Origin of the sequence: Tautonia sp. JC769 (genome assembly GCF_040717455.1) — a bacterium.
GTDB lineage: Bacteria > Planctomycetota > Planctomycetia > Isosphaerales > Isosphaeraceae > Tautonia.
The window spans coordinates 1-16,454 of sequence record NZ_JBFEFH010000051.1 but is presented as its reverse complement, the minus strand read 5'-3'; the positions used below and the strand labels follow the sequence as shown (position 1 = coordinate 16,454).

Annotated in this window: 12 protein-coding genes and 1 pseudogene; 6 read left to right on the top strand and 7 right to left on the bottom strand. The window is 70.8% G+C overall.

Annotation, left to right across the window (positions count from 1 at the left end):
- Positions 1–866 precede the first annotated feature (866 nt).
- The gene (locus AB1L88_RS26595) at positions 867–2,162 is read left to right on the top strand and encodes a hypothetical protein (protein WP_367099752.1); all 1,296 of its coding nucleotides are present in this window, start codon (positions 867–869) and stop codon (positions 2,160–2,162) included.
- Positions 2,163–2,700: 538 nt separating this feature from the next.
- Positions 2,701–3,276, top strand: a complete 576-nt coding sequence (locus AB1L88_RS26590; RefSeq protein WP_367099751.1) for a hypothetical protein — start codon at positions 2,701–2,703, stop codon at positions 3,274–3,276.
- Positions 3,277–3,294: 18 nt separating this feature from the next.
- Here AB1L88_RS26590 and AB1L88_RS26585 read toward each other — a convergent pair whose 3' ends face one another.
- Positions 3,295–4,119, bottom strand: a complete 825-nt coding sequence (locus AB1L88_RS26585) for an alpha/beta hydrolase (protein WP_367099750.1) — start codon at positions 4,117–4,119, stop codon at positions 3,295–3,297.
- 218 nt (positions 4,120–4,337) lie between these two features.
- Between AB1L88_RS26585 and AB1L88_RS26580 the strand changes: the two genes are divergently transcribed.
- Positions 4,338–5,708 (top strand): hypothetical protein, encoded by a 1,371-nt coding sequence (locus AB1L88_RS26580; protein ID WP_367099749.1) that lies wholly within the window; start codon positions 4,338–4,340, stop codon positions 5,706–5,708.
- A gap of 52 nt (positions 5,709–5,760) precedes the next feature.
- Here AB1L88_RS26580 and AB1L88_RS26575 read toward each other — a convergent pair whose 3' ends face one another.
- Positions 5,761–6,468 (bottom strand): DUF6655 family protein, encoded by a 708-nt coding sequence (locus tag AB1L88_RS26575; RefSeq protein ID WP_367099748.1) that lies wholly within the window; start codon positions 6,466–6,468, stop codon positions 5,761–5,763.
- A 443-nt stretch (positions 6,469–6,911) separates the two neighbouring features.
- Between AB1L88_RS26575 and AB1L88_RS26570 the strand changes: the two genes are divergently transcribed.
- The gene (locus AB1L88_RS26570) at positions 6,912–9,776 is read left to right on the top strand and encodes a carboxypeptidase regulatory-like domain-containing protein (RefSeq protein WP_367099747.1); all 2,865 of its coding nucleotides are present in this window, start codon (positions 6,912–6,914) and stop codon (positions 9,774–9,776) included.
- Between the two features lie 157 nt (positions 9,777–9,933).
- Here the strand turns inward: AB1L88_RS26570 and AB1L88_RS26565 are convergent, their stop codons facing one another.
- From AB1L88_RS26565 to thiD, 5 genes are all read right to left on the bottom strand, one after another.
- Positions 9,934–10,653, bottom strand: coding sequence for a class I SAM-dependent methyltransferase (locus AB1L88_RS26565; protein WP_367099746.1), 720 nt, complete (start codon positions 10,651–10,653; stop codon positions 9,934–9,936).
- Between the two features lie 146 nt (positions 10,654–10,799).
- Positions 10,800–11,522, bottom strand: a complete 723-nt coding sequence (locus tag AB1L88_RS26560) for an SGNH/GDSL hydrolase family protein (RefSeq protein ID WP_367099745.1) — start codon at positions 11,520–11,522, stop codon at positions 10,800–10,802.
- 127 nt (positions 11,523–11,649) lie between these two features.
- Positions 11,650–12,552: a DUF1559 domain-containing protein gene (locus AB1L88_RS26555; RefSeq protein ID WP_367099744.1), complete on the bottom strand. Its 903-nt coding sequence runs from the start codon at positions 12,550–12,552 to the stop codon at positions 11,650–11,652.
- 443 nt (positions 12,553–12,995) lie between these two features.
- Entirely contained in the window at positions 12,996–13,940 is a 945-nt protein-coding gene (locus AB1L88_RS26550; RefSeq protein WP_367099743.1) for a hypothetical protein, read from the bottom strand.
- A gap of 167 nt (positions 13,941–14,107) precedes the next feature.
- Positions 14,108–14,974: a bifunctional hydroxymethylpyrimidine kinase/phosphomethylpyrimidine kinase gene (thiD, locus tag AB1L88_RS26545; protein ID WP_367099742.1), complete on the bottom strand. Its 867-nt coding sequence runs from the start codon at positions 14,972–14,974 to the stop codon at positions 14,108–14,110.
- A 547-nt stretch (positions 14,975–15,521) separates the two neighbouring features.
- On the opposite strand from thiD, the gene AB1L88_RS26540 reads away from it, so the two are divergent.
- Together AB1L88_RS26540 and AB1L88_RS26535 are read left to right on the top strand one after the other, a co-directional pair.
- Positions 15,522–15,809, top strand: coding sequence for a hypothetical protein (locus tag AB1L88_RS26540; RefSeq protein ID WP_367099741.1), 288 nt, complete (start codon positions 15,522–15,524; stop codon positions 15,807–15,809).
- Between the two features lie 234 nt (positions 15,810–16,043).
- A pseudogene (locus AB1L88_RS26535) lies at positions 16,044–16,454 on the top strand (hypothetical protein); the annotation flags it as partial.

The window sequence follows — 16,454 nt, the reverse complement described above, 5'->3', positions numbered from 1 at the left end:
CGGGAGTGGAGCGAACGGCCCGGTCGACCCGGTCCCCCCCGCTCGCCTCGGCGGCCGGCTCGCTCCAACGGGAGCTTGGGCGGCGAACGCCGTGCCCGTACGAGCACGCTCGTCGTGCGCTCAACTCCCGGTTAGGCGGCGACCGTCGGGACATCGCTCAACCCCTCGCGTCGGCACGGTGGCGGGGACGACCACCGGCTCCGTGACACACTCGGGCAGGGGGTGTCGCTTCCCTGCGGCGGCATGGGTGTTCACCTCAGCTTATGTTCAAGCCGAGGCGGTCGCCTCCTATCCTGGTTTCGGCGCACGATTCGTCGCATTTGCGACACAGCGGCGTCCGATAATTCGTGAAACAACACGACTGAACGCTCGTCTAATCCCGGGCGTCACATCATAAATGTGGCGGCAATCGCGGGAGATTGCAAGGAATTTCCCGGTCTTCGACGGACAAACACGAACAGAAGACCGCGCGTGAGGGATCAACGGCGGGTGGTTCGGACGACGCCCCGTCGTCCGGGCGGCGAAGCCGCAAGAGGCCGTTTGAACCCGCCTCGCGCCTCCCATCCCCGCCCGGCCTCCTCGGGACGCCCTGACCCGCGGCCCGCCCAGGAGGCCCCCCGAAGGCGGCTCTCCAAGCCCCATCCGACCGCGCAAAATGCCCCCCCTCCCCGCTTTTTGTGACTGGCGTGACCGATTTCCACGATGGTAATGAGAGACGAGGCCCTCGATCCGGCCCGGCGACGCCGCCGCGCCCGATCACCCAAGGCACCCGGGGGGCCGACCGCCACCATCCCCACACCGACCGCGATCCGTCCCCGGCGAACAGCCGAACCGATCGCGCCGGCCATGCTTCCAGGACCACTCCCATGAGCCATCACCAGACCTCCCCATCCCCCGATGAATCGCCCCGACCCCAGGAGCCGAACACGAACCCCGACGCCCCCCGCCCCCCGGGTCCGCGATCCGAACGCGGCAAGCGCCGCAGCCGAGACAACGCCCGGCGACACGGCCTGACCGCCCGGCTCCCCGACGGCGCCGCCGAGGCCGCCCTCATGCAAGAGTTCGCCGACCGCTGGACGGAGCAGCTCGGCGCCGAGACCGAGGCCGAGGAGGCCCTCATCCGCGGCTCCGCCCTCGCCTACGCCCGGCTCGAACGCTGCCGCACCGTCGAGGAGGCCACCCTCTCCCAGGCCTCGCGCGACGCCGTCGACCGCTGGGAGAAGAAACAACGCCACGCCGCCCGACGCCTCGCCCAGAACCTCCCCCGAGACCCCATGAACACCGCCCTCGACCTCGAAGGCACCTCCTTCGGCTGCGAGTGGCTCAGCCGCCACTGGGTCCAGCTCGACGCCAAACTGGAACAAGGCATCACCTGGGACCGCGACGACATGAACCGCGCCCTGCTCCTGCTCGGCTACCACCCCCAGAAGCCCGGCCCCGACGCCGACGCCGACCTCCGCGCCCACTGGCACCTCGTCCGCGTCTGCTCCGGCGCCCCCGGCGACCCGTTGCCCGGCCAACCGACCCACCCCGTCCCCGCCCGGGCCGACCTCCGCGCCCGGATCGCCCGCGAACTCGACCGGCTCGACGCGCTGCGCGACCGGCGCTGGCTCGAGCACGACGCCGACCAGGCCGCCGCCGTCGCCCGGCTCGCCCTGATCGACACCAGCAAGGACGGCCAGCTCCGCCAGCGCTACCGCCGCGAGGCCTTCTCCGAGATGCTCCGCGGCATCAACCAGCTCATGCGCCTCCGCGTCGAGCGGAGCAAGGACCAGGACCGCCAGTGGCACCAGGCCCACCCCCACCTCTCCCGCAAGCGCCTCGCCGACACCCCCTCCACCCGCCCCGGCTTCCCCAACCTCGCCCCCGCGCCCGCCGCCCCCCCCACCCCCGCCGCCGACCCGGCACGCCCCGATCCCTCCCCGCCGCCGAACTCCCGAAACGAACCGCCTCCCACCGCCCCCGAGCCCCAAAACGATCGACACAACCCATTGAAATCAAACAACTTGCACTACACCACCCCTGATGCTTCTTTCCCCGACCCCAGGCGCACCGAGCCGACCCCGTCGGCGTCCCCGACCATCTCTAGCCGCCCCCGATCCGCGGGATCTCCACCCGATCCCAGCCCGATCCGCGGCGATCACGGCCCCCAACGCCCCTGATCCCCCCCCTTTGCCCATCCTTTCCATCCTCGTAGGGTGCTGTCGAGTCTTCGAAGACGCACCTCCCCGGAGACCGTCCGCCCTCACGGCGGGGACGATCCGCCTTCACCGCCCCGTCCCCGGACGGCCCCGGTGGCTCGCCAACCACCGGGGCGGCGCAGCCGCAAGAGGGCACGGGAGGCCCCATCGAAACCTCTCATCGCTCCGCGAACCCGGTTGGCGAGCCACCGGAGCCACCCGCAACGCATCCCCTACGGACCGAACGTGGATGACCCGGCTCACCCCGATCACCTACACCCCCAAGCCTGACCGATTACCCGCCTCCCCCTGCTCTTTCCCAACCCGGCATCTCGTCCCAGGCCACGGCAGTTCACCAGCTTATGGTATCTCCCGGCCGATCGGGCCACCGAACACGATTTGCGTCGATTTCTCGGCCCCAACTGCGAATGCACCGGTATCCAATCCGCGTCATCGGGGCATATGATTGAGGACCAGCACCGAGCATCATCGTCCCCAGGCCCAAGGAGGCCGACCACCCATGAGACGCACCATCACGACCCTCGGCGCCACCGGATTGCTCGCGGCCCTGCTCCTGGCCGCCCCCGCCCCCGAGGCGAAGGGGCAAGGGGCGATCGGCTTCCAGCCGGTCATCACGCCGTTCGCCGACGGGGTCTTCCTCAACGCCACGCCGGCCGTCTCGGCCGACCGCCGCTACGTCCGCCTCGGCGGCATCAACGCCTCGTTCCAGGCCCTCCGGGGGGTCCAGCCCTTCACCTTCACCGCCGGTGGCGTGGCCGGCGGCGGCGTCGGCGGGGGTTTCGGCGGCTTCGGCGGCGTCGGCAATGTCGGCGGCCTGGGGGCCGTCAGCAACTTCGGCAACGTCGGCGTCGTGCCGGGCCTCGGGCTGGCCGGGCCGGTCGGCTTCCCCGCCTACGGCTACGGCTGGCCGGGGTACTACGGCGGCTACCCCTACACCGTCTCCGGCATCCCCGCCGGCCCGCTCTACACCGGCCCCATGTGGATGCCCCCGCAGACGATCAACGCCCTCGTCCCGACCGGCGGCTCGATCATGAACTCGATCGCCCCCGGAAGCTGGCGCTTCGGCGGCTGGTGAGCCGGGCCGGGCCGCCCGTCACCCCCGGGAATCCGACCCCGACCCCGGCCGGCCCGCGACGATCGCCCCCAGATCCACCGGGCCGGCCTTGAGCAGCGGGACCACGTAGCGCCTCAAAAAGGGGGGCATGTCGACCGCCAGGTGCCCCCCCAGATACCCGACCCTCGCCATCGACGGCCGCCATCGCACGTGGCGGACCTTGGCGGCGAACGCGGCCGCATCGGCCCCGCCCATCGACCCCGGATCCGGCCCCCGGAACCCGACCAACCCCGCCCCCACCCCCCGGACCCGGTCGATCGTCCCGAACGCCCAGGTCCCGGCCCCGAGCAGGGCGAAATCCAACGGGGAGATGAACACCACCAGCTCCCGCCGCACGCCCCGCAAGGCCTTCGACAGGTCGTACCCCGGCGAGACGGCCGGGGCCAGCAGGACCACCCGCTCGACGCTCCCCTCGGGCAAGCCCTCCAGCGCCCGGAGCACCACCCCGGCCCCCCCCGACTTCCCGACCAGGAAGACCGGGCCTTCCGGATGCCGGCCGAGGAACTCCCGGACCTGCTCGGCCATCTGCCCGGCGTGACGGGCCACGTTGTCCGATCGGGTCAGGTCCGCCAGCCACCGCCCGACCCCGTGCCCCCACCGCACCGTGCGGACCTCCAGCGGCAGTCGGCATTGCGGCACCAGCCTCCCCAAACTCCCGGCGCACAGGTCCAGGCCGCCGATGCCGTCGGCCACCAGGACCAGGCCCCGCGGCCCCCCATCCGGCCCCGCCACATACGCCATCGGCCGCCCGTCCGCGCCCGCAGAATCCTCGCCGCGTGCCGTGGCCGTCGTGTTCGTGTTCATGCCCCTCATTCTGAAAGGCCCAGCCTCGGATCGACAAGCCCCCCCCGCCCCGGATCGGGACCGCCCCCCGCCCCCGGACGGCCCCGGCAGGGTGGGTCATTGGCCGCATGATCGCCAGGCGTTACCATCGCGCCCCGGCCGCATCCCCGGTCCTCGGGGTCTTCCCGGCGGCCCGCACCGCCCGTCACCTCGCTCGCGTTCCCGGAGATCTCCCGACCATGACGACGCCGACGCTCCCCCCGAGGTTCACCCCCTTCCTGCCCGTCCGATCGATCGCCCTGGCCTGCCTCGCCCTGGCAATGCTCCTGGCCGCCGGACCCGATGCCCGGGCCGACGATCACGAGTTCCAGGCCGGGGCCGCCATGCGGGTCATCACCCCCAATCCGTTGCTCCCCGTCTCCGGGGGCATGGGCCGGCCCGAGCCGGCCACCGAGACGCGCGGCGAGCTCACCGCCCGGGCCCTCGTCTTCCGCAAGGGGGGGGAGTCGGTCGCCATCGTCTCGCTCGACCTGCTCGGCTTCCCCTCGGTCCTCTGCGACCGGGTCCGGGCGAAGGTCGATCGCATCCCGGCCGAGAACATCCTGATCGGCGTCACCCACACCCACAGCGCCCCCGATTGCTACGCCTTCCCCGACGGCCAGGGGGGGCACACCGCCGACCTCGACTACCTCGACACCGTCTGCAACCGGGCCGCCGAGGCCGTCAACGCCGCCATCGACCAGCTCCGGCCCGCCCGGCTCCGCGTCGCCACCGGCGAGGCCGCCGAGCGGATCGCCTTCAATTACTACGCCCCCGCCCTCTACGACCGTCGCATGAGCATCCTCCAGGCCGTCGATCCCGAGGGCGCCGCCATCGCCACCCTGGTCAATTACGCCGTCCACCCCGAGGTGCTCGGCAACGGCCTGGGCATCCTCAGCCCCGACCTGATCGGCCCCTTCTGCGAGCGGGTCGAGGAAACCGTCGGCGGCCTCGCCCTGTTCATGAACGGCGCCCAGGGGGGGATGGTCACGGCCGACAACCGCGACATGGACGCCAAGGGCGACCCCCTCGCCGCCCGATGGCCCGGCATCCAGACCTGGGACGAGTGCCTCCGGATCGGTCACCTGATGGCCGACGAGGCCCTCCGCATCCTCGGCGACGCCCCCGAGCAGGCCGACCCGGCCCTCGAATGCCATGCCGAGGACGTCACCTTCCCCGTCGAGTCCGAAGACCTCTGGAACGTCGTCCTGTACTCCCCCCTGGACTACCCCCGCAACGAGGCCGACCGCTCGGTGACCAGCCGGATCAACCTGGTGAACCTCGGCAACGCCCAGATCCTCACCATCCCCGGCGAGGCCATGCCCAACGTCGGCTTCTATCTGAAGCGGAAGATGCGGGGCGAGCACAACCTGCTCTTCGGCCTGACCAACGACGCCTTCGGCTACATCCTCGCCCGGGTCGACTTCCAGAGCTTCCCGCGCTACGACTACGTCTCCCGCGTCTGCCTCGGCGAGATGACCGGCGAGATCCTGATGGAGGCCGCGCTCGGCCTCGTCGACCGCGCCTCACCGATCAACGAAAATCAAGAACAAGCACATCATGACGATTGACGCGCCATCACTTCTGCCATCGTCGGCTGATGAACCCCCGGCGTCGGGGCGATCATCGGTGGGCGTGGCCGCCCGGCCGGGGAGGCGGCTCGCCCCGGCCGGTCAGGCGGTGCCACGTCCGACGGCGATGGCGGTCGGAGGGCAGCTCGATCGAGCCGTTGCGGAAGGCGATCCCCCCGACGGTGGCGTTGCGGAGGTAGGAGTCGGCGTCGATCGTGCCCGACTCCCAGATGAAGTGGCCGGTGGCGGTGTCCCGGGCGAACAGGGCCAGGCGGGTCACGCCGTACTGGTCGGTCCGGGTGGCCAGGGCGGCCTCCCCCATCGCCATCGGCGGCACGAACGGCAGGGCCCCCATCATGGTATTGGCGGGGATGCCGAGGATCATCGAGTTCGAGTTCGTGCCGTAGACCCCCGCCGACGCCTCGACGACCACCTCGGCCTCCTCCGGGTCGTCGACCAGGATCACCCCCTGCCGGGCCATCGACTCGCGGAGCCGGTAGACCATCCAGTGCTTGTCCGGCCCGTTGAGCAGGGCGTCGTCGAGCTTCACCGGCGTGGCCGCGAACTGCGAGAAGTCGACCGCCCCGATCGCCTGGTCCCAGGCCTCGGTCAGCAAGAGCTGCTCGGTCGCCGACCTCGGCGTGTCGGTCACGCGGATCGACCCGCACCCCGCCCCCGCGCCGACCATCAGCAAGAGCACGACGGCCCCGACCGCCATCCTGGCCGTCCGCCCGATTTCGCTCCGGTCGGACCTCAGCATCCTTCGCCGCTCCCCCCTGGACCGATCCCAGGCACATCGCCCCGCCGGGCCAATCCTACACTCCGGATAGACGAGCCAGGCCCTTCCCATTGTTGTCTTCGGAAGAATCCGACCCTCGCCCCCAGCCCGCCGAGCCTTCAACCCGACCCGACGCCGCGTTGCACCGATTGGGCAAACTGCGCCCTTTCCGGGCAACTTTGCGGGCAAGACAATGCATTTCCATCCCGGGAGCCTGGCGGTGGGCCGACCGCGAGAGCCCCGCACCGGACGCAGGAACTTTCAAGAATTTCGATATTTAGTGATCAATCTCGTCAAATTTTCCTGGTGATCTGATGGCGACGATCGGGTCCAATCCTCAAGGGTGGCTCTCGAGGATCGCCTCAACCGGCCTTGCAACTTGGCCTTGCCCAGAATTCCCCGCCGCGAGGAAGGAGGCAACTCCCGTGTCCCATTTCCGCCTCGCCTTGTCGCTGGCAGGATTGATCCTGCTCGGCTCGCAGGCTTTCCCAATCGCATCTGCCGATGCCCCGGCACCTCCCGGGCCGATCGGCGAGCAATCCGACGCCGACGCCGACGCCACGGGATTGTTGACGATCTCAGGCACAGTCCTGTCGCCCGACGGTGACCCCGCGGCGGGGGCGACGGTGGAGGCGATCAGCAGGCCGGAAGGACGGCCGATCGCATCCCGGACGGACGATCGGGGCCGGTTCCGGCTCCGAGGGATCTTCGGGAACGTCGTCAACCTCCATGCCTCCTCGTCGGACGGAACCCATCAGGAGATCGTCACGGTCCCGGCCGCCGCGGCCCGGACCGCGTTCGCGACGCCGATCGAACTCAGGCTCTCGCCCGCGATCGCCCACGAGGTCGTCGTCGTCACGTCGAACGGCGAGGCGGTGGCCGGGGCACACGTCGTCGCTTCGGGAAACGGCTTCAGGATCCGGGGGCTCACCGGCGAGGACGGCACGGCCGGCTTGCGGCTCCCGGCGGGAGAGCCGCTCGGAGGGGTCGTCGCCTGGCATCCGGAGTCGGGCGTCAACGGGTTGCGAGACCTGGAGGAGCATCCCCTCCCGGACGAGACCCGGATTTCGCTCCTGCCGCCGGGGCCTCATCGGGTCCTCGTGCTCGACCCGGAAGGGGAGCCGGTCGAGGGCCTGGAGCTTGAGGTCAACGCCCGGACGGAGCACTCGGGCTGGATCGTTACCGACCAGATCGAGGAGGCACGCGTCCGGACCGACGCCGAGGGCGAGGCGATCGTGCCCTGGATGCCCCAAGAGAATTTGAGATACGTGGATCTCAACATCCTGACACAGGATTGGAAGATCGATCGGGTCGACCTGGAGCGGCTGGCCGAGGGGATCACCACGGTCCACGCCCGTCGCAAGGTCGCCGTCGAGGGTCGGCTCGTCATGCCCGAGGGCGTCGGCGCCAGGGGGCTCCTGGTCACGGGGTTCGGATTCGGACCCGGTGACCGCGGCGACAACCCGGCCGCCCGCGTGCGGGACGACGGCCGATTCACGCTCCACATCCCTTCGGATCATGCTTATGTGCTGGGAGTCGCGGACGTCGAGTGGGCCAGCGACCACTGGTCGGGCCTGATCCTCGGCAAGGAGACCTGGGAGCCCGCCGACGTGACCCTCAACGCCTACCCGGCGACCCCCCTGGCCGTGCGAGTGACCCGGGGTCCGGAGCGTGCCCCCGTCGTCGGCACCTGGGTGAACGTCTCAAGCCGGGGGATCGTGGACTGGGTCGACGCCGGCGGCGAGAAACGCTCGGGCCGCGCCGGCGTCCAGGATTGGCTGACGACCGATGCCGACGGACTGGCCCGGACGGGGGTCGGCCGTGGGGAACTCGAACTGCGTCTGCGATCGGGAGACTGGACCGAGGAGCGGACGATCGAGGTCGCCTCGGGAGAGCCGATCGAGGTCGACTTTTTCCGCCCCTGGCTCGGCGATCGGCAGGTCGCCGTGAGCCTGACCCTCGACGGGGCCCGCTACGAGCCTTCCGAAAACCTCATCGCCGAGGCCTGGTCGCCGCGGCCTCCGTACCTCCCGCTCGAATTCGAGGTCGAGGCCCGGCCCGACGGCACCTTCGCGGTTGGGTTCGACGCCGAGGATCTCTCGGTGTTCATCTTCGACCCCGACCGGCGGCGGAGCGGGTTCGCCCGGCTCGGCCCGGGAGACTCCGAGGTCGAGCTGACGATGGAGCCGATGGCTTCCTACAGCGGACTCCTCGTGGATGACCAGGGGCAACCGCTGCCCGATCGGACGGTGCGGCTTTCCGTGCAGTCGGCGGTCCGGAAGACGGTCGTCGCCCGGAGGACCGACGAGCGGGGGCGCTTCCGGTTCGAAGGGGCCCCGGCCGGCATCCCGCTGCGGCTGGATCTCGAAGACGAAGGGGAGGATCCCGGGTATTTCCTCCTCGGCGTCGAGCGCCTGTTCGAGCCGGGAGAGGTCCGGGAAGGCGACCGGATCGCGGCCCGTCGGAGAAATTCCTCCGCCTCGGCGGCCGGCGCACCGACGCCACTGCTCGATCAGGTTGACAACATCTGCGAAAACGTCCGTGTGAGCAACATGCACGCCCTGGTCGTCCTGATGGGGGACGATTCGCAGGGCGTGGTCACGGCGACGGGCCGATTGCTGGATGCCGACGAGGTCCGGCCCGTGCTGGGCTTCCTCGCCGTGCGCCTGGAGGCCGATCGGGTCGAGGCCGAGGCCGAGCAGATCGCCGACCTCGGCTGGCCTCGGCCCGATCCGGGGGAGATCGTGCTCGTCGCGCTCGACGGGAACCGGGAGCCGATCGCGGCGAGCCGCATCGACGCGGCCCGGGCCGACGACGCGGTGGCCGTCGGCGAGGAGTTCCTCGCCCGGCACGGGCCGACCCCTCACGACGCCCTGGCCGACCTGGCCGAGGCCCGGCGGTCGGCCGAGGAGACCGGCCGCCGCGTCTGGGTGGTCCTCGGCGGGCCGCGCTGCGGGCCTTGCTTCCGGATGGCCCGATGGATGGACGACCACCGCGACGCCCTGGAGAAGGACTACGTCATCGTCAAGGTGATGAGCGGCCTCGACGCGAACGCCGCCGAGGTGATCGCGGGGTTCCCCGAGTCCCAGGGACAGGGCATCCCCTGGTTCGCGATCACCGAGGCGGACGGCTCGATCCTGGCGACGAGCGAAGGGCCGCTCGGGAATATCGGCTTCCCGGGTTCCCTGGAGGGCACCCGCCACCTCCGCCGGATGCTCAGCAGCACCGCCAGGGCATTGACGGCCGACGAGATCGAGGGGCTCATCGGCCCACTCTCGCCATCCCGATGACGCCCCCCTTGGAACGCACAAACGAAACAACTTTTCTACAAAATAATTCCTTCCAGCTTCAAGAAATTCTCAACAAAGCATCCTTTGAATCGATGGATTGCGTCGAACTCGGTGCATCGCGAACCCGGCCCGCGATGCACCGAGTTGCCGCCGGGGTTTATCGCTTCTTGAGGGTCAGGCCCATCCCCGCCCCATCCATCAGGAGGAACGAGGTGTCGAGGGTCGGGTCGGAGGTGATCGCCTCCAGGTAGCGGGGGTTGGGGGTCGGCCGGCGCATGTTGTGGGCGAGGATCAGGCCGCCGGGGCGGACCCGAGGGAGTAACTCGCGGAGGTAGGCGTCGTAGCCTTCCTTCTCGGCGTCGATGAACAGCAGGTCGATCGGCTCGGTCAGCTTCGGGGCCTCGACGTGGGCGTCTCCCTCGTGGATGGTGATCAGGCCCTCGACCCCGGCCTTGCGGAAGTTCTCGCGGGCGACGGCCAGGCGGTCGGGGTCGATGTCGAAGGTGTGCAGGCGGCCGCCTGTCTTGCGGAGGGCGAGCGCGAACCAGAGGCCCGACTCGCCGGTCGAGGTGCCCAGCTCGACGACGTGCTGGGCGTCGATGGCCTCGGCGAGCTGCCGGAGCAATCGGCCGTCGTCGTCCGAGACGTTGGCGTAGCGCTGGCCTTCGCGGGCCTGGGCGATGGCGTCGAGGATGCGGGCCTCGCCGTCGTCGTTCGGCAGGGTCGAGGCGGTCGGCAGGTCCTGAGGGGTCACGGTTCGGGCCTCGGCTCGGCGTTCGAAGGGACGGAGAAGCAGGGACGGCGGGGCGGCTTGCCCCGCCACCAGGGCGGCCAGCCCGATCGTCGAGGCGATCGTCAGGGTTCGTTGCGTCGTCATGAGGGTCACTCCCGCGAGGGTCGCGAACGCTGCGGAGTCGTCGGCGAGGCGATCCGCAATCGCCTCGCCCCTGGAGGATGAGCGACGATCGGCCAGGCTTCGGCCGATCGATCTGCGGCCGGAGCCGGAGCCGGAGCCGCCCCGGCTCAGCGGCGGGCCTTCAGGGCCTCCTCGATCACGTCGGCCACCCGGTTGCCGAGCAGGTCGGAGCCCTCGTCGGTGAAGTGGACGTTGCCGGGCCGGATGGCGACGCCCTCGAACTTCGGCGCGATGAAGGCGTGCAGGTCGTTGACGGCGATGCCGTGCCGCTCGGCGACCTCGCGGGCGGCCTCGTTGTAGGCCCGGTCGTCGCCGACCCGCCGCATCGGCTCGCCGGGGGGCACGGGGGTGGTCGTGGCGAAGATGACCGTCGCCCCCGTCTGCTCCAGGCGGGTGAAGATGGCGTCGAGGTTCCGCCGGTAGTCGTCGATCGGCACCTGGTGATGGCCCCGGTCCGGGGTCGAGTTCCCGCCGTCGTCGTCGACGAACTTCAGGTCGTGCAGGCCGAAGTTGACGTGGATCACGTCCCACGGCTTCTCGCCGAGCCAGGCGTCGAGCCGCTGGAGGCCCCGGGTCGTCGGGCCGCAGTTCTCCGGCGGCCGGTGGACGTTGGCCACGCCGTCCAGGGCCTCGCGGACGTCGAGGGTGTAGCCGATCGAGATGGAGTCGCCCAGCAGCAGGACCCGGGGCAACCCCGGCTCGTCCTCGACCTGGACATACGCCGGATTCTGAGGCTGGCCCTGGGCCTGGGCCTGTGTCTGGGCCATTCCCGCCAGGGGGGACGAGCCGAGCAGGGTCATCGAGAGGGCGAGGGCTTTCAGCAGGCGCATGGCGGCGACTCCCGGGGTGGCGAAGGCGATGCCCCCGAATCCAGGGGGGCGATCGGCTTATCGTCGCCGTCGGGCGGGCTGTCGTCCAGCCCTTCCTCCTGGGGGCCGGCGGTCGGCCCTTTCGGGGTTACTCGTAATCCTCGGCCGAGAGGGTCTCGCCGCCGGCGCGGGTCATCAGGGCGATGAGGACGTCGGGCCGGACCGTCTCGCGGAGCGAGCTGACGCTGCCGTCGGCCTTGCAGAAGTTGACGACGCCGGGATGGCGGCTCTCCCAGTAGGGGATGCGGCGGCCGGAGACGCTGTTGGGCTTGTTGAAGCGGCGGTCGGCGGCGGTCCGGACGCAGCAGTTGGTGGCGTCGGGCCAGGTGCCGATGAGGCTCTCGCCGATGAGCATGGTCGACGAGGTGCCGTCGCTGATCCCGGAGATGTTGATCCGGGAGTTGCGGAAGGTCAGGCCGTTCTCGTAGTGGAAGCAGTCGGGGTTCGAGACGTCGTTGCAGTCGGTCATGCCGGCGGCCATGTTGCCGCGGTAGTCGGACGGGCCGATCTGGAGGGTGGCGGTCTGGCCGTCGGGGTCGATCTGGGTCACGTCGATCGGCAAGGCCTGGCGGTGGGACGGGCAGACGAAGACCGACACCGCGTTGCGGATCGACGTGCGGTTGTCGAAGGCGTAGGGGGAGACGTCGAAGTTGATGTCGTCGTACAGGTTGCCGGCCTCGAGGAACGCGAAGAGGCCGACCAGGCCGTTCCACATGTAGGGGCTGGCCCCCCTCGGCACGCAGTTCGGGTCGTTCTCCTGGTCGCAGAACCAGCCCGAGGGGAAGCTGCCGAAGGCGTCGTGATAGCCCTGCGCGGCCAGGCCGATCTGCTTCAGGTTGTTCTTGCACTGGGTCCGGCTGGCCGCCTCTCGGGCCGACTGCACCGCCGGCATGATCAGGGCCACCAGGACGCCGATGATCGCGATGACCACCAGCAGCTCGATGAGGGTGAAACCGCGACGCAGTCGAGACGGGCGCACGAGCGTTCGCATGGGACAGGACTCTCGAAAGAGAGGGAGGAAGAGAGAAAGAGCGAGGGCCCGATCGTTCCGGCCCCCTCCTTTTCACGCAATTCTAGGCGACCGAATGCGTGCAATCAATCGAATTGTCGGCGGTCGGCGGTCCATCCCACCATCTCGGCCCCGAGTTCACCATACATCATCCCGGCCTCGGGTCGAACTCTCGAATCCGCGGCCACGCGACCGGGGCCGCGAGGCCAGGCTCGACTTCGAGCCTGGGGCCGTCGGGGGGATCCGCCCGGGCCGGCCCGGGACGATCGAATCGCGACGGTCGACGATCGACGATCGATGCCCCCCGAGGGCCCGGGGTGCCCCGACGATCGATCGCGAAGCCTCGCCGGGCTGGTCTCGCTCGCACGCGGCGGCGGGCCAGCCCGGCGAGGGTTTCGAGGGCAATGCGGTGCGATGCGATGCGATCAGTTCGGCTCGTCGGCCGGGGCCGGCTCGTCGGCCTTCGGTTCGTCGGCCGGGGCCGGTTCCTCGGGCTTCGGCTCCTCGGCGGGAGCGGGTTCCTCGGCCTTCGGTTCGTCGGCCGGGGCGGGTTCCTCGGGCTTCGGCTCCTCGGCGGGGGCAGGCTCTTCGGGCTTCGGTTCTTCGGGCTTGGGTTCGTCGGCCGGGGCCGGTTCGTCGGCCGGGGCCGGTTCCTCGGGCTTCGGCTCCTCGGGCTTCGGCTCCTCGGCGGGGGTCGGCTCGGCCGGGGCGGGCTCGACGGGGGCCGGTTCCTCGGCGGGGGTGGGCTCCTCGGCGGGGGTGGGCTCCTCGGCGGGGGCCGAGGAGGCGCTGCGGGCGGCGTCGAGGTAGGGGCGGAGGGCTTCGGCCCGCTGGTCGAAGAATTCCTTCAGCCCTTCGCTCGGCTGGCGGATGCGGATGTTCGCCTGGGCGGTCAGTCCTTCGGGGGGCTCGGCGTAGCCGGTGAAGTAGGCGGCGAAGGCCTCGGGGTTGACCAGGCCGACCTGGGCCTCGGAGTCGCCCTGGGCGGCGTCGAGGTCGGCCTTGTCGGTGGCCTTGCCGAGGACCAGGACGTCGAGGATCGGCGGCGGGTCGAGGTTGGTCTGGACCAGGCCGGCCTGCTCGGCGGCGACGATCAGCTCGGCGACCGCCTTCAGGGCCGCGTCGCGCTTCTCGGCCACCTCGGGCGGCAATCCGTCGGGGCTGGTCGACGCCGCGGGGGCGGCGGCGGCGGCGGCATCGGTATCGGCCGGCGACTCGGCGGCAGCCTCCTGGGATTCGGGGGTGGCGGCGGCCTCCGACGCGGGCGGGGGCGAGGCCGGTTCCTCATCCTGGGCCATCACCGACCGGACCGCGACCGGGCCGAGCAGCAGCAGGCCCATCGACAACAGGACCGTCAAAGAACGGCGCACGTCTGACTCCTTCTGTCTGGACTGGGATTCCGATTTGGCTCCGCGATCGCATTGCGGCATCCTGCCGAGTTTAACGCCGCCTCCCCTGCCCGACCAGTGGGAGTTGACTCCCCGCGCCGGATCGGGGCCCGCGGGCGATCGCGGGCCGGATCCGGGCGGGGGGCCGATCACCGGCCGGCGCGCGTCGCCCGGTCGCCCGCCTGCTCGTCGATCCGGTCGAGCCAGAGGTGGTTGAGCGGCCCGTGCCCCCGGCCGAGGCCCGGCGCGTGCTCGATCGCGCCGAAGACGAACTTCTTGGCGGCCGAGCAGGCGTCTCGCAGGCCGTGCCCGCGGGCCAGCAGGGCCGAGACGGCCGCGGCCAGGGTGCAGCCCGACCCGTGCGTCGACCGGGTCGGGATCGGGGCGCCGGCGATCGCGAGGGGGGACTCCGATCCCTGGGCGTCGATCAGCAGGTCGAGCGCGCCGCGGATCGCCTGGCCTCCCTTGACCAGGACCGGTCGGCGGTCGACCAGCTCGAAGAGGGACTGGGCGACGCGTCGCAGGTCGTCTTCGGATTCGATCGGGCCGGAGCCGGTGAGCAGGCTCGCCTCGTGCCGGTTCGGGGTGACGAGGTCGGCCAGGGGGATGAGGCGGTCGCGCAGCCGCCTGACGGCCCGGGGGTCGAGCAGCGGGTCGCCGCCGCGGGCGACCATGACGGGGTCGACCACGACGCGAAGCCCAGGGGAGCGGTCGCGGGCGGCCTCGAGGACGTCGGCCACGGCGTCGATGATGGCCTCGGTGCCGAGCATCCCGGTCTTGATGGCGGCGACGGGCAGGTCGTCGAGGACCGACTCGGCCTGCTGGGCGACGAAGGCCGGGTCGATCAGGTCGACGCCCTGCACGCCGGTCGTGTTCTGGGCCGTCAGGGCGGTGATGGCCGCGGCCCCGTAGACGCCGAGCGCGGCGAAGGTCTTCAAGTCGGCCTGGATGCCCGCCCCCCCGCTCGGGTCGCTCCCGGCGATGCTCAGGCAGACGATCTGATCGTGCATGACCATGACCATTGACACCCCAATCGAAGACTTGGACCGCGGCCCGTCCGGCGGGCCCGGCGCCCCTCGCGTCGAGATCCCGGGGAGATCCGGCGGGGGGATCGAGCCGCGACGATCGTAGCCGCTTCGCCGCGCGGCGGCCAGGGGCCGGGCGGGCGTGCGGCGGGCGGCCCCGCCCCCGGGCGTTCGCCCCGCGACATATTCCGATGTCTTCCTGAAATTCTGACCACCCCGCGCGGGGACGATCCACCCGGCCTTGATTCAACATGAACTGTCGTGTTCCCGGGGCAGGCATCAGGCTGTGTCTCATTGCAGCCCAGACTGGTCGGCTGGTGACCAGCGGGGGGGGCGGAGGCCGGGATGGGCCGCCCCTGAGCGGGCCGATCGGGGGAAAACTCGATTTAGATCGGGAATCGGGCGGCGGTCGGCATCGCGTTCGCAGCAACGAATGAGCGATCGCCCCGGTGATCCGGCGAGTGCCGTTGTGCTTCAAGACGAACGCGACGTGGTGCCGCCGGTCCGGGATTACCCTTGGGAAGGAGAACGTCGAACCATGCCTCGTCCCATTCGAGCCGGGGGCCTGTATCCCCTCAGCCTGGCCCTGTGCCTGAGTATGAGTGGAGTCCTCGCCGGTTGTGGCGACCAGGCCGCCGAGGAACCCGTTCCTCTGGGCGGCGGGCCGGGGGTGAACCCGGCCGAACCGGGGCAGACCACCATCCCCGACCTCGATCGCGATCGCGACGCGGGGGCGTCAGACCCCGGCGCCGAGGCCGGGCCTGCCCCGGGAGCGACCGACATCCCGGTTTCCGACGAGCCAGAGGCTCCGGGGACCGGCTCCTGACCCGAGGCGGCGGCGACCGGCCGGGTCGGTCCGGTTCGACCGACCGATCAACCGTCCCGGGGGTTTGCCGCCACATTTGATCACCCCCCGACCGCCCGGCCGACTCGAGCCGGGCGGCCCCGGGGATTCCACGCCCTGGGCCGGGCCGGCACGCTCCGGCCGGGCCCAGGGCATCCGTACGGATCAGGCCAACCCTGCATCCTCTTTCGATTCCCCGCTGAGGAGAACATCTGAATGACATTCCGAACACGACACATAACGACTTGTCTCGCCGCCCTGCTCGCGGCGGCCGCATTTGGCCCGACCGCGTACTCCCAGGCGCAAGAGGGATCGCAGCAGGGCCAAGCATCAAGCAATGTCGACCTGTATTTCCCGACCGGCGAGCAGTCGAGCAGCCTCCTGATGATCCGGGCCCAGGCCCCGGGAGAGGTCCGCGTCGGGCAGCCCTTCGAATACCAGCTGACCGTCCGCAACCTGACCGACAACCTGACGCTCGAAGACGTGCGCATCAACCACGATGAGACGGGTGACGTCTCCATCGAGGGCGCCCAGATGCAACAGCAGCAGGGCGAGCAGGGCGAGCAGGGCCAGCAGGGCCAGGCCCAGGGCAACCAGCGGCAGAACCGCCAGGGCCAGGGCCAGGGC